16 protein-coding genes are annotated in these 12727 nt (G+C 39.8%); 14 read left to right on the top strand and 2 right to left on the bottom strand.

From position 1 onward, the window contains the following. Window positions 1-11 precede the first annotated feature (11 nt). The 11 genes from M9R32_RS05370 (at window position 12) to M9R32_RS05320 (ending at window position 9010) form a co-directional block, all read left to right on the top strand. The gene (locus tag M9R32_RS05370) at window positions 12-1370 is read left to right on the top strand and encodes a murein hydrolase activator EnvC family protein (protein ID WP_269925707.1); all 1359 of its coding nucleotides are present in this window, start codon (window positions 12-14) and stop codon (window positions 1368-1370) included. A 140-nt stretch (window positions 1371-1510) separates the two neighbouring features. Further along, a complete protein-coding gene (locus M9R32_RS05365; RefSeq protein WP_269925706.1) occupies window positions 1511-2161 on the top strand; it encodes a hypothetical protein in 651 nt (216 codons plus the stop codon). Further along, a complete protein-coding gene (locus tag M9R32_RS05360; protein ID WP_269925705.1) occupies window positions 2158-2733 on the top strand; it encodes a redoxin domain-containing protein in 576 nt (191 codons plus the stop codon). The genes M9R32_RS05365 and M9R32_RS05360 overlap by 4 nt, the downstream gene beginning before the upstream one ends. 78 nt (window positions 2734-2811) lie before the next feature. Beyond that, entirely contained in the window at window positions 2812-4242 is a 1431-nt protein-coding gene (locus tag M9R32_RS05355; RefSeq protein WP_269925704.1) for a S41 family peptidase, read from the top strand. An 80-nt stretch (window positions 4243-4322) separates the two neighbouring features. Beyond that, complete coding sequence (locus tag M9R32_RS05350; protein WP_269925703.1) at window positions 4323-5492, top strand: PDZ domain-containing protein; 1170 nt, start codon at window positions 4323-4325, stop codon at window positions 5490-5492. A gap of 10 nt (window positions 5493-5502) precedes the next feature. Then, window positions 5503-5748, top strand: a complete 246-nt coding sequence (locus tag M9R32_RS05345; protein WP_269925702.1) for a CsbA family protein — start codon at window positions 5503-5505, stop codon at window positions 5746-5748. A gap of 158 nt (window positions 5749-5906) precedes the next feature. Further along, window positions 5907-7283, top strand: coding sequence for an MBL fold metallo-hydrolase (locus M9R32_RS05340; RefSeq protein ID WP_269925701.1), 1377 nt, complete (start codon window positions 5907-5909; stop codon window positions 7281-7283). Window positions 7284-7302: 19 nt separating this feature from the next. Beyond that, window positions 7303-7539: a glutaredoxin family protein gene (locus M9R32_RS05335; RefSeq protein WP_269925700.1), complete on the top strand. Its 237-nt coding sequence runs from the start codon at window positions 7303-7305 to the stop codon at window positions 7537-7539. Between the two features lie 48 nt (window positions 7540-7587). Beyond that, the gene (locus M9R32_RS05330) at window positions 7588-7848 is read left to right on the top strand and encodes a metal-sensitive transcriptional regulator (RefSeq protein WP_269925699.1); all 261 of its coding nucleotides are present in this window, start codon (window positions 7588-7590) and stop codon (window positions 7846-7848) included. Between the two features lie 12 nt (window positions 7849-7860). Beyond that, complete coding sequence (locus M9R32_RS05325; protein WP_269925698.1) at window positions 7861-8211, top strand: rhodanese-like domain-containing protein; 351 nt, start codon at window positions 7861-7863, stop codon at window positions 8209-8211. Window positions 8212-8215: 4 nt separating this feature from the next. Then, window positions 8216-9010 (top strand): sulfite exporter TauE/SafE family protein, encoded by a 795-nt coding sequence (locus M9R32_RS05320; protein WP_269925697.1) that lies wholly within the window; start codon window positions 8216-8218, stop codon window positions 9008-9010. 750 nt (window positions 9011-9760) lie between these two features. Here the strand turns inward: M9R32_RS05320 and M9R32_RS05315 are convergent. Together M9R32_RS05315 and M9R32_RS05310 are read right to left on the bottom strand one after the other, a co-directional pair. Continuing rightward, window positions 9761-10069, bottom strand: coding sequence for an AzlD domain-containing protein (locus M9R32_RS05315; RefSeq protein ID WP_269925696.1), 309 nt, complete (start codon window positions 10067-10069; stop codon window positions 9761-9763). Next, complete coding sequence (locus M9R32_RS05310; RefSeq protein ID WP_269925695.1) at window positions 10069-10755, bottom strand: AzlC family ABC transporter permease; 687 nt, start codon at window positions 10753-10755, stop codon at window positions 10069-10071. Before M9R32_RS05310 ends, M9R32_RS05315 begins: the two co-directional genes overlap by 1 nt. Window positions 10756-10830: 75 nt before the next feature. Between M9R32_RS05310 and M9R32_RS05305 the strand changes: the two genes are divergently transcribed. The 3 genes from M9R32_RS05305 to lepB are packed head-to-tail and all read left to right on the top strand — an operon-like array spanning window position 10831 to window position 12654. Further along, on the top strand, window positions 10831-11388 hold the full coding sequence (locus M9R32_RS05305; RefSeq protein WP_269925694.1) for a helix-turn-helix domain-containing protein: 558 nt from the start codon (window positions 10831-10833) through the stop codon (window positions 11386-11388). A 58-nt stretch (window positions 11389-11446) separates the two neighbouring features. Then, window positions 11447-12085 (top strand): TVP38/TMEM64 family protein, encoded by a 639-nt coding sequence (locus tag M9R32_RS05300; RefSeq protein ID WP_269925693.1) that lies wholly within the window; start codon window positions 11447-11449, stop codon window positions 12083-12085. Further along, a complete protein-coding gene (gene lepB, locus M9R32_RS05295) occupies window positions 12082-12654 on the top strand; it encodes a signal peptidase I (RefSeq protein ID WP_269925692.1) in 573 nt (190 codons plus the stop codon). The genes M9R32_RS05300 and lepB overlap by 4 nt, the downstream gene beginning before the upstream one ends. The last annotated feature ends 73 nt before the right edge of the window (window positions 12655-12727 follow it).

The raw sequence follows: 12727 nt of genomic DNA, 5'->3' as shown, positions 1-12727 counted from the left end.
AGGGGCCGAACATGAGAAAGAAACAATCTAAATGGATGGTAGTTTCCATAGCAGCAGTATTAGGATGTTCAATTTTTATGACACAACCAACTGATGCATTGGCAAACTCATTGAACGATTTGAAAAATGAACAAAAACAATTGGATCGTAAAAAATCACAATTGAATTCGACTATTGATCAGAAAAAAGGCGACATTTCAGAAAATCAATCGAACCAAGAAAAATTGCTTGCTCAAATTCAATCTCTCGATAGCAAAATTATTGAGACTAATAGTGAAATAGATCGCGTACTTGGCGACATTAAACGTACGAACTTAGAAATTGAAAAGTTACATGAAAGTATTACAGTATTAGAGAAGAAAATCGCTGACCGTGACGAGTTAATTAAAGAGCGTCTTCGCTCAGTTCAGGAAAGTGGCGGCTCAGTCAATTATCTGGATGTATTACTTGGGGCTAGCAGTTTCTCAGATTTCATTGACCGATTCTCAGCAGTGAATACTTTGATGGATGCAGATAAGAAAATCTTGGAAGAACAAGCTGCAGATAAAAAGTCGTTGGAAGAGCAAAAAGCGTCAGTTGAAGAAAAACTGGCTCAACAAAAATCAAGTCGCGACAAATTAGTAAACTTAAAAGCAAACCTTGATTCCCAAAAAGCTTCAAAAGGTAAATTAGTAGATCAACTGGAAGCAGAACAAGCAAAATTAATTCAACAAAAGAAATCACTTGAAAAAGAATATACAGAAACTCTAGAAATCAGTAAAAGTGTCGAGAGTAAAATAGTGGCTGAACAAGCGCGATTAATCGAACTTGCACGTCAAGCTGAAATTGCACGTAAGAAAAAAGCTGCTGAAGAACGAGCACGTCAGGAAAAAGCTGAACGCGCAAGACAGCAAGCTGCTTCACGTAATAAACAAAATTCTTCAAACGCAACACAAGCGCCCGCACCAGTAGTTGTCTCGTCAGGTGATTGGACAAGACCAGCTGCAGGACGTTTCTCTTCTACATTCGGTGGACGTGATATCGGAGCAGGAGCAGAATTCCATTACGGCAGTGACATTGCCAATAGCATCGGAACACCGATTCTATCTGCGGCAGATGGTATAGTTTCTTATGCAGCTCCAATGGGCACATACGGTAATGTTATTATGGTTACACACTCAATTAATGGGCAAATTTTCACTACTGTCTATGCACATTTAAGTGGATTTAATGTAAGTTCTGGTCAATCAGTTTCTAAAGGACAAATGATCGGAAGAATGGGTAGTACAGGTCGTTCAACTGGTTCTCATTTACATTTTGAAATTCATGAAGGTCCTTGGAACGGAAGCCGTTCAAATGCGGTCAATCCGATTCGTTACGTATCATTCTAATTTTAGTATCGTGGCTCACTCTTAGGTAATCTGAGGGTGAGCTTTTTTCATGATTCTCTGAAGCATTATTCAACACAAAGTCAAAACATTGTTATACGATAGAGGGTATATTATAACTGGTTATAAGGAGTTGAGTGAAATTGCCGGTAACAGAGTGGTTTATTATAAAATCGTTAACTCTCCCTTCATCCTGGGTTGCAGTAATTTTGGCGTTAATCATAACTGGAATTGTATTATGGATTAAATTTGGGAAAGATACGGAAGATTGGTATTCAGATGCAGCAATACTATTTATCCTTGTGTGGAAATTCAGTGTATTGATTACTGATTTTGAAATGATTCTTGAATTTCCTTTAGCTATTCTGTATTTCAATGGAGGTAAGACAGGTTTATTCCTTGGATTACTTTCAGCACTTGGCCGTCTATTATGGCAATTAAAAAGTAAAGGTTGGCCAGAGATAGATTTTGTAGCTCTAATAATTGCGTTCGTCTTGTTGCAATCTTTGTATCAGTTCCTTATGGTTAGTATGAATGAAGCAGAATTTTGGCAAAAACTGATGACGATTGCCATTTTTTCAGGAATGACCATATTAACTTGGATGAAAGTTTTTACGTCGAATGTTTGGAGATTACAATTACTAGTCCTCTTGTTACTTGCCCATATTCTTGCCGCTATTATTCAACCTGAAGGTTTGTTTCAAAGTCCGCTGCTCATTACAGTACTATTCTTGATATGCGGAATAACTGTCTATGTTTTCTTAAACAAACGAAAAATGGAGGAGAACCAATGACAAAAAAATTATTTGGACTCGTAATACTCGCTGCTCTCATCATCATCGTCATTGTCACGATGGTGAAAAATAATATGGATCAAGAAAAATCCATTGATAATGAACAATTAGGTACTGAAATGACAGGTGTTGCTTCTAGCGAGGGATTGAATAAAGGAAATACCGCGCCAGATTTCGAATTAACAACGCTGGATGGTAAGAAAGTGAAGCTCTCTGATTATCAAGGTAAAAAAGTAATCTTAAATTTTTGGGCGACTTGGTGCCCACCATGTAAAGCAGAAATGCCACATATGCAAAATTACTACGAAGATTTTGCAGAACAAGAAAATGTAGAAATATTGGCTGTCAATTTAACTAGCGGGGACAGCGCGGATAAAGTTGATGACTTTGTTCGTGATTATGGACTGACTTTTCCAATTCCTATGGACGTGGAAGGGGCGGTCGGTCAAACTTTTGAAGCCATCACCATCCCAACATCCTATATGATTGATACAAAAGGACGCATCCAAAATAAAATTGTGGGTCCGATGGATGATCAAATGATCGAAGATTTTGTTTCTAAGTTAGAATAATAATAAATCTGGCTTCTTCTTGTCCTATCGTCACCTTTTCGTTCATACACTGAAACGAAGATATTAGGGGGCGATTTTTTGAGAAGAAGCCGGGTTTTTTTGTTTGGTTTTTTAGTTATTTTGATTCTTTTATTCCTCATTTTTTGGGCACCTTTCAAAAAGGACAAGGCAAGTGAACCGTTCAGTCATATGTCTCCCATCGATCAGGCGTATGAACGTATATTGACTAGTTCAGTCCATCCCGTGGAAGGGGAGCAATTGATTGAAGGTGCACTTAGAGGAATGGCTGAAACGCTTGGAGATCCTTATAGTAAATACATGACCAAAGAGGAAGCAAAAGCTCACCGTGAATCTTTGGCGGACGAGCGCGTGGGGATTGGTTTAGAAATAATGGAAAATAAAGGGCGTTTTATTGTTGTGACTCCGATGAAAGAATCACCTGCCGAAAAAGCAGGAGTCAAGCCTTATGATGAAATTGTTAGAGTTGATGGTCAGCGCGTAGAGGGCAAGAGCTTAACTGATTTGCTTTCAGTAATTAAAGGCAAAAAAGGAACGAATGTCTCCTTAACGGTATTCAGAGAAACAGAAGATCGACATGTTGAAATGAAGATGACAAGGTCGGCACTTCAAATACAAACAGTGACCAGTGAGAAAATAGATCAGGATGATTCTTCAATAGGGTATGTAAGTATCTCCATGTTTGGTGAAAAAACGGCTGAAGAGTGGGAAGAACAAACTCGTACACTCGTTAAACAAGGAATTGACGGATTGGTGATAGATGTTCGTGGCAATCCCGGAGGATATTTACATAGTGTGGAACAAGTTGTGGGAACAATGTTAAAAGGTGGTCAAATCTTTGCTTACATGCAGGATTCCAAAGGTGTGCTTGAACCTTTGACCGTAAAATCAACAAAAGAAGATGACTATACAAAAACGATGAAAAGAATGCCGATCGTATTACTTCAGAACGAAGGCAGTGCTTCCGCAAGTGAAGTGTTAAGCGGTGCTTTGAAATCTAACCAACGGGCAACAATCGCTGGTTCTAAGAGTTTTGGCAAAGGAACAGTTCAGGAAACATGGGAATTGACAAATGGTGGTGAAATGAAGTTATCTTCACATAAATGGTTAACACCTAGTCAACAATGGATTCATGGCACTGGTATTGAAGCTGATTTCGAGGTCAAAGCGAGCGAGCTTTACCAACTTGAGCCACTTCCGATTAGTGGATCTTATCAGGTAGGAGATTACCATGAAGATATACTTTATGGACAGAAGTTTCTGAAAGCTTCAGGGTTTAAAATCACGAGAGTCGACGGCTATTTCGATGAAGATACAGCAAGAGCAGTAAAAGCGTTTAAGGAACAAAAGAAAGTTAATAATGAACCAAAAATGGATATCGTATTTTATCAAACTGCCAGAGAGACAATTTTGACATACAAAACAAGTAAAAAACATGACGATCAGCTACAAATGTCTCTAGGCTATTTATTCCATTCTATTCAAAAGTAGAAAAAACCTATACGCATTCCATCAACGGTTTGTTACAATGGAAAGAAATGCACGAACCGTTGATTGGGTGGTGTTTCTTAATGTGGCAAGAAATTGGACTAGAGTTGGTTAAGGGAATCGGAAAATTATTTATTAATCCATTATTTTATGTGACCATCTGCTTTGCAGTTCTTCTCGGATATGTACGAGTGAAGAGGGAAAGACGTTCTTTCCGTACAAGGATTCTTTGGGGTTGGACTGAAGCGAAAAGAATGTTCACGGATAGCTGGATGTATGCGTTGATTTTATCCATACTCAGTACAGGAATCGGTCTGACACTTACGACAGATTGGGTGGTAACATTCAGTTTAATCAGTGCGATTATCGTCGTGCTTTTTATGTATCAAATTGGATCGCCCATCATTTCTGCAGCGCTCGCGATTGGTGCTTTGTGGATCGGTTTTAAAATGAATTACAGTTTCTCGATATTGAGTTTCAACTGGGTGGGCGATAGCAAATGGATTGAGCTGTCTTTGCCTGTAAGTATGATCGTGGGTGCAGCGGTCATCATTGAAGGGTTGCTGATTCGTAAGACGGGTGCTGAATCTGCTTCTCCTATTTTGGAAAAGTCTTCACGTGGTTTGACATCTGCCAGTTATTTATCAAAACGACTGTGGATGTTGCCTGTATTGAGTATTGTACCTGGAAGTGTCATTCCAGATTTCATGCCATATTGGCCACAATTTACGTTTGGAAGTGAAACGTTTGCTTTTGTATTATTTCCAGTCGTAATCGCTTTCCAGCAAAAAGCACGCAGAACACTCCCTGTGAACTTATATCCGAAGTTAGGTAAAGCCGTCATTACAGTTGGGGTGGCTACAATTGGTTTATCACTTATTGCGTATTGGCTCCCAATTGCTGCCGCTATTAGCCTAGCTTTAAGCGCTTTGGCACGCATCGGAGTATGGATCTACTTCACCGTAAAGGAAAGACAAGGTAATTATGCTGTTTCTCCTCAGGATTCAGGCGTAATGATTGCTGGTGTCTTGCCAGAATCGCCAGCTGATAAAATGGGACTTGTAATTGGGGAGTGTATCCGTAAGGTGAATGGTCGGACTGTTACGAATGAACGTGAATTATATGAAGCAATTCAAATAAATGCGGCTCATTGTCGCCTTGAGGTATTGGATCATCAAGGTGAAGTGAGATTACGTCAACATGTCATTTATCGTCACGACCATCATCGTCTCGGATTATTGGTCGTAAGATAGGAGAGCATTAATGGAATCAATGTTTACTAAAATACTTTTAGCTTTATTTTTACCAGGATTGCTCGTTGTGCTGTTTACAAGAATCACATTTTCTCATATCGTCGCGTTGATTTTAACTGTATCCTTAATTACGGCTTCCGTTTATGCAGGGTATACACATACATGGCTGTTATATATCGTTGATGCACTGTCTCTGACTGTGGGATTCTGGTACGCCACTCGCATGATGCAACGTGGAAAAAGAGAAGATAAATAAGCTGACGTCTTTACACTTAGGTGTAGAGACGTTTTTTTTTGGGTACAATTAAATTGTGAAATAAAATAAATGCCAAACAAATCGCTTGAAAAAATATACCCCTAGTGGTATATTGTGATTAGAAGTTAGCTACGCATAAAAAACTGGAGGGAACGCAAATGTATTTTCGCTCATTCTTTGATGAAAAATTAGCCCAGTATTCTTATTTAATTGGTTGTCAGCGAACTGGAGAAGCTATCATTATTGACCCTGCACGTAATTCTAAAGATGTTATTCAAGCTGCTAAAAAAGAAGGATTAACCATATCCGCAGCAACAGAAACACATATTCACGCCGATTTCGTTTCAGGTTCACGTCAATTGGCACATGATTTGGGAGTTAAATTGTACTTGTCTGATGAAGGTGATGAGGACTGGAAATATCAATATACGAAAGACTTGGATGTTGAGTTGTTAAAAGACGGTTCCAAGTTTTCAATCGGCAACATTGATTTTGAAGTATTGCATACACCTGGGCATACACCAGAAAGTATTTCATTCGTCTTGACGGATCGTGGAGGCGGAGCTGCCAACCCAATGGGTATCTTCACGGGTGACTTTGTATTCGTTGGAGATATCGGCCGTCCGGATTTATTGGAAAAAGCGGCTGGTGTTGCAGATACAGCAGAAAAAGGTGCACGTCAAATGTTCCAATCTATCCAACGCTTCAAACAGTTGCCTGACTACATGATGGTATGGCCGGGACATGGTGCGGGTTCAGCGTGTGGAAAGTCACTGGGAGCAGTGCCAGCATCAACTGTAGGGTATGAAAAACAATTTAACTGGGCGATGAAAGAAGCCAATGAAGAAGCTTTTGTTGAAGAGTTATTGAAAGATCAACCGGAAGCACCTGTTTACTTTGCAGAAATGAAAAAAGTGAATAAAGTCGGACCAGATATTGTGGAAGAACAATCATTCCCAACGATTCAAAGTAAAGAAGATTTGCTGAAAGAAACAAAACAAGATCAGGTATTCATTTTGGATACACGTCCTGCAAATCTCGTGGAAAAAACACTTCTACCTGGTGCCATCAATATTCCATACAATAAGGCATTTACGAACTGGGCTGGATGGTTAGTGAAGTATGATGAACAAATCGTCATCATAGCTGAAGAAGAACAGCGTGAAGGCATCATTAACGCCCTTCAATCCATTCATTTGGACAAAATCAAAGCGTTTGTAAATCCAAGTCTATTAAACGAAGTCGATTTGACTACTTACGAAACACTTTCAGTCGACGAATTTAAACAACAAATGCCGAACAGTTATGTCATGGACGTCCGAAACGATACAGAGTGGAATGAAGGACATATCGAAGAAGCACATCATCATTTCCTAGGGAAACTTCGTGACATCGATTTACCGAAAGACACGCCTGTTTTAATGCATTGCCAAGGTGGAGCACGTTCAGCTATCGGGGCAAGCGTATTGAAATCTCAAGGATTCGAAAATGTTAAGCATTTAGCTGGCGGCTATGCTGCCTATAAAAAAGCATAATAACGGAGGGAAAATAAAAATGAAACCACAAATTACCGTATATTCAACAAACACTTGTCCATATTGCGACATGATGAAAAGTTTTTTGAAGCAAAATGACATGGAATTTACAGAAGTAAATGTGCAAGCAGATCCTGCGGCTGCACAAAAATTAGTGGAAACAACTGGTCAAATGGGTGTTCCACAAACAAATATCAATGGCCAATGGGTTCTTGGATTTGATCCGGATCGTGTATTGGAACTAGTAAAAGCTTAAAGAAGAGGGCAATGCGCCCTCTTTCAATTTACAGAGGAGCGAAAACCTATGGATTACTCAAAACAAATAGTCAACCGATTAAACCGGGTGGACGGACAGCTTCATGGTGTTCTTCGAATGATTGAAGATTCACGGGAGTGTACTGATATTGTGACGCAATTAAGTGCCATTAAAGGTGCCCTGGATCGAACAATCGGATTAATCGTCAGTGAAAACTTGGAGCAATGTGTTCGGACAAGTATTGCTGAGGGGCATTCATCCGATGAGCATGTGAAACAAGCTGTTCAGTTACTCATGAAAAGCAGATAGGAGAGATATAAGATGGAATGGATTGTTATCGCGGTAATTGTGGCATTTATCGTTTGGAGAATGAAACCTGCTAAAGGTGTCAAAACGATTTCAACAACAGATTTACGTGGAATGCTGACAGATAAATCAAAGCAATTTGTGGATGTTCGTACACCAGGAGAATATAAAGGTAGAAATATTTCACAGTTTCAAAATATTCCTCTCGATCAACTACCAGCTAAGTTAAATAAACTTGATCCTTCAAAAGAAACGATTGTGCTTTGTCAAAGCGGAATGCGCAGTTCTCGTGCTGCAGGTATTTTGAAGAAGGCAGGGTTTACAAACGTCGTGAATGTTCGCGGCGGTATGAGCCAGTGGCAGTAAGGGAATGGATTATAGCATAGGATTTATTGTCCTGCTCTTTGCCATCGGATTTGTCGGATCCTTTGTTTCAGGGATGGTTGGCATTGGCGGTGCAATCATTAACTATCCCATGTTGTTAATCATTCCATCCTTGTTTGGATATGCAGCTTTTAATGCACATGAAGTTTCTGGTATCAGTGCGGTTCAAGTATTGATTGCTACGATGAGTGCCGTATGGGTATATCGAAATAGTGGGTATTTAAACAAGAGACTGATTATTTATATGGGAAGCGCAATATTGATCGGGAGTTTGTTGGGTGGTTTTGGGTCTTCACATTTAACTGAGTTCACCGTGAATGTGATTTATGGTATTTTAGCTCTTATTGCAGCGGTTATGATGTTTCTTCCCCAAAAGAATGGAGAAGGAAAAATGGAAGATGTCCATTATTCTCTGACACTTGCCACTATCCTTGCGTTAATTGTCGGTGTGTTTTCAGGAATTGTAGGAGCGGGAGGCGCATTTTTACTTGTGCCGATTATGTTGGTGGTATTACGTTTGCCGACTCGTGTAACAGTGGCTACTTCTCTTGCCATCACTTTCATTTCTTCAATCGGAGCGACAGTCGGTAAATTTGCAACTGATCAAGTGCTCCTTTTCCCGGCAGGCATTCTTGTGGTAGCCAGTTTAATTGCAGCCCCACTTGGAGCTATAGTTGGTCAGAAAGTAAATCAACATGTACTGAAATGGGTATTGGCCATATTGATTACGGCAACCGTTATTAAAATCTGGTCAGATCTGTTTATTCAAATAATGAAATGATGAATTACAAGAGGGGTTGTCTTAAAGTCATTATAAATGACATTTGAGACAAGCCCTCTTTACCTAATATAAATGTGATTTCCGTTACAACGAACTTTCATGTTTCGAAGCTAGCGTAGCGATGCAGAAACATGCGGTCGCTTTCCGCGGTCGGTCCGTGAGCCTCCTCATCGCAAGCTCTTGCGGGGTCTCACCTGGACACGCTATTCCCGCAGGAAAGATATTGGTCGAATGGCCAATATCTTTGCGACGAGTAACCGCAGGAGCAGCATGTTTTCGCCGCCTTCCACTACAATCATTAATAGTAAACATCGATCATTAGTTTTTGAGGAACTATGTTAAGACATGATAAGTTGAGAAAACCTATTTCATTCTTCCCAAACATGACGTTTAATTTTGTTTTCTATGAGTCTTACTTCTGTACACTGGCTAATAAATTGGTACGAACTGATAAATACTTAGCATTTCCAACTGGTCACGTTCATGGGAAAGATTTTTACTAATCAGCTTCAGTCACCTTTAACCTATAAATTAAATGACCGACTCCTGTGGGAAAGCGAAGACGTCGAAATCCACTCGAGCAAAGCTCGAGTTAGTTCGGCGCGAGCCCACGGAAAGCGGTCATTTAATGCAATTTAGCTTTACTTATTGATAAAAAAAGACTATAAACAAATCATTTTCATGAGTTGTCTACAGCCTGAAGCGAGTAGCGATGTAGCTATTCGCTTTTGTCATTTATAAAAGTATGGATCAACCGATCAAACTATAAATAGCCAGGACAGCAATGGAACCCATAACAACGACAATCACATTCGCTCCGGCAAACGCTAGTGCGAATGCGGCGAGTGCACCAATAAGACCGAATAACATATTTCCTTCTTGCACAAATAAAATAGCGGGAAAGATTAATGCGCCTAAAACAGCGTAAGGAATATTACGCAAAACGCCACTCACAAGGAGAGGCAATTCACGGCCTTCCAAGAAAGTTAAAGGAAACGCGCGAGGGATATAGGTAACCACAGCCATACCGAGTAACATCCACCAATACCATTTTTCCATCAACTTGCACTTCCTTTCTTCGCATAAATCATTTCAACCAAAATAGCTGAACCAAGGGTCGCAACTAAAATGGCCCATCCTGTCGAAAGCAGCCCGCTCCAATACAAACTACTGTGAATCACTGCTCCGAACAAAGCGAGCAACATCACTTTGCGGTTGCCCTTCATGGAAGGAACGAGCAAACCGACAAACATTGCATATAATGCGATTGACATCGCTGCTTGAAGGAACTCGGGTAAATTTGCACCTATGACATGACCTACAGCAGTGAAAACAACCCAGCTCCCGTAAGAAATTAAAATAACACCGGCTGCAAAAGGAGTCCGAATGGTGTCTGATTTATTTGTGGCCAGTACTGAAAACGTTTCATCCGTAACCCCAAACGCATAGATGGCTTTTTTCCAACGTGCATCTGGTTGCATCTTTTCATTTAATGAAGCTGTCATAAGAAAATGTCGGATATTGACCACAAACGTATTCAGTACGATTAAAATCGGGTCTACGCCTTTTGATATTAAAGTTAATGATATGTATTGTGCTGCGCCAGCAAAAACGAATATACTCATGGCTGTTGCTTCCCACATGGACAATCCGGTTGTTTTTGCAAGTAACCCAAAGGTCAATGCGATCGGAAAATAGCCAATGGCAATGCTGATTCCGGCTCTGATTCCATTCATAAATGTCATTGAACATATTCCTCCGCTTCAAAGTTTAATATATTATACATCTGTATGGTAAAGTAAACAATAAGAGGTGAAAAGATGGAACAGATGAGACGGAATTTAGGTCAACAGTTAAAATCAATCCGCCAACAACGGGGAATGAGTTTAGACGAAATGGCCAAGTTGACTGATGTGAGCAAAGCACAATTGGCACAAATGGAAAAAGGGGATTCGAACCCTACCGTATCGACAATTTGGAAAATTGCAGATGGACTTAAAATCAGTTTCTCATCTTTGTTGCAGCCGCCAGAACTGAGTGCAAAAAAAATAACACCTTCTGATATCCCTTTTTTGACGGAAGATGAAGGACGCTATCGAGTTTATTCTATTATTCCGTATGACCCTAAGAGGGGGTGGGAGTTTTATCGAATTGAATTGGACCCATACTGTTCTTATGAAAGTACACCGCACCAAAAAGGTGTCGAGGAATCGCTCACCATTGTGGATGGACAACTAAAAATCATCCTCGAAAGTGAAGAGGTTGATTTACTTACGGGAGAGACACTTGTTTTTGCCGGGAATCAAACACATCGTTATTTGAATACAAGCGAGACAATGACTATTATTCATCTAATCATCCATTATCAGTATGTTTGATGTGGGCTTGTCTCGGGAAAACTGAAAGATAACAATTATTATTTTGAGGATGAGGAACATGTTCGATTGGTTAACAGCTGAAAATTTATTGGAACTGACAAGAGACTATCGTTCACTGGGACCTCTCATTGGCTTCCTTTTACCATTTTTAGAAGCATTTTTACCGTTTTTACCTCTATTTGTATTCGTTTTTGCAAACGCTAGCGCATATGGTTTATGGATAGGGTTTTTATTATCATGGGCAGGTACGCTTGTAGGTTCTTATCTCGTTTTTTTACTGGTTCGAAAATATGGACGGGCGAGATTCCTTCGATTCATGACCAAGCACGAACGTGTACAGAAACTCATCCATTGGGTAGAAAATCATGGGTTTGGTCCATTATTTTTGTTACTTTGTTTTCCATTTACACCATCAGCTTTGGTCAATTTAGTAGCAGGACTTTCAGACATGAAAAAAAATTCATATCTATGGACGTTAATTGCCGGTAAATTTGTGATGATATTGACAATCAGCTTTATCGGTTATGATATTAGAGCACTCATTAATCAACCGATAAGAACTGCAATAGTTGTGGGCGTAATCATCTTGTTATGGTTCATTGGGAAACAAGTTGAAAATAGATTAAATAAACGGGTTGAAGCTGACTTTCTATTGATACAAAAAGAACGACAGGAAGGGAAGGGGCCAACGGTTTGACTGCAATGAAACAAGAGGCATGGGAATGGTTAAAAGCGATTATCATCGGATTACTAATCATTGCCATCATCCGATCATTTCTTATAACCAATTATGCGGTCTCTGGTTATTCGATGGAGCCTACACTGAGAAATTCAGATAAAGTCTTAGTAAGTAAAATTTCGTACAAAATTGGCGAAATTGATCGGCTGGACGTACTGGTTTTTCATTCTGATGACAATGAAGATTTTGTCAAGCGAGTCATTGGGATTCCAGGAGATCTCGTCATGTATAAAGACGACACTCTTTTTATCAATAATAAAAGAGTGGAAGAACCATATTTGCAGTCGTACGACGCGTATCGTAACCCAGAAGACCGTTTGACAGAAAATTTTACACTTGAAACAATCACTGGTGCCGTTCGAATACCAGCTGATTCGTATTTTGTTTTGGGCGACAATCGCAGGCAAAGTTTGGACAGTCGTTATTTTCAATTCGTCAACAAAGAAGATGTTGTTGGAAAAGTAGTTGCGAGGTACTGGCCACTGGAATCCGCAACAATTAATTTCTCAGGTGAAAATCCCGAATAATTTCCCCCTCTAGCAGTAGTTAGGTACAATAGAGGGAAGGAAAATATTCGGGATTTATTTGTTATGTAAACAC

The organism is Paenisporosarcina quisquiliarum, assembly GCF_027563315.1.
GTDB lineage: Bacteria > Bacillota > Bacilli > Bacillales_A > Planococcaceae > Paenisporosarcina > Paenisporosarcina quisquiliarum.
Note: the sequence above shows the minus strand (reverse complement) of the source record. Positions and strands in the feature narration are given on the sequence as shown.

Excerpts from the sequence above, each read along its gene's own strand:
- M9R32_RS05370 (WP_269925707.1), top strand. The coding sequence starts at position 12 with ATGAGAAAGAAACAATCTAAATGGATGGTAGTTTCCATAGCAGCAGTA.
- M9R32_RS05360 (WP_269925705.1), top strand. The coding sequence starts at position 2,158 with ATGACAAAAAAATTATTTGGACTCGTAATACTCGCTGCTCTCATCATC.
- M9R32_RS05350 (WP_269925703.1), top strand. The coding sequence starts at position 4,323 with ATGTGGCAAGAAATTGGACTAGAGTTGGTTAAGGGAATCGGAAAATTA.
- M9R32_RS05345 (WP_269925702.1), top strand. The coding sequence starts at position 5,503 with ATGGAATCAATGTTTACTAAAATACTTTTAGCTTTATTTTTACCAGGA.
- M9R32_RS05340 (WP_269925701.1), top strand. The coding sequence starts at position 5,907 with ATGTATTTTCGCTCATTCTTTGATGAAAAATTAGCCCAGTATTCTTAT.
- M9R32_RS05335 (WP_269925700.1), top strand. The coding sequence starts at position 7,303 with ATGAAACCACAAATTACCGTATATTCAACAAACACTTGTCCATATTGC.
- M9R32_RS05330 (WP_269925699.1), top strand. The coding sequence starts at position 7,588 with ATGGATTACTCAAAACAAATAGTCAACCGATTAAACCGGGTGGACGGA.
- M9R32_RS05325 (WP_269925698.1), top strand. The coding sequence starts at position 7,861 with ATGGAATGGATTGTTATCGCGGTAATTGTGGCATTTATCGTTTGGAGA.
- M9R32_RS05320 (WP_269925697.1), top strand. The coding sequence starts at position 8,216 with ATGGATTATAGCATAGGATTTATTGTCCTGCTCTTTGCCATCGGATTT.
- M9R32_RS05315 (WP_269925696.1), bottom strand. The coding sequence starts at position 10,069 with ATGGAAAAATGGTATTGGTGGATGTTACTCGGTATGGCTGTGGTTACC.
- M9R32_RS05310 (WP_269925695.1), bottom strand. The coding sequence starts at position 10,755 with ATGACATTTATGAATGGAATCAGAGCCGGAATCAGCATTGCCATTGGC.
- M9R32_RS05305 (WP_269925694.1), top strand. The coding sequence starts at position 10,831 with ATGGAACAGATGAGACGGAATTTAGGTCAACAGTTAAAATCAATCCGC.
- M9R32_RS05300 (WP_269925693.1), top strand. The coding sequence starts at position 11,447 with ATGTTCGATTGGTTAACAGCTGAAAATTTATTGGAACTGACAAGAGAC.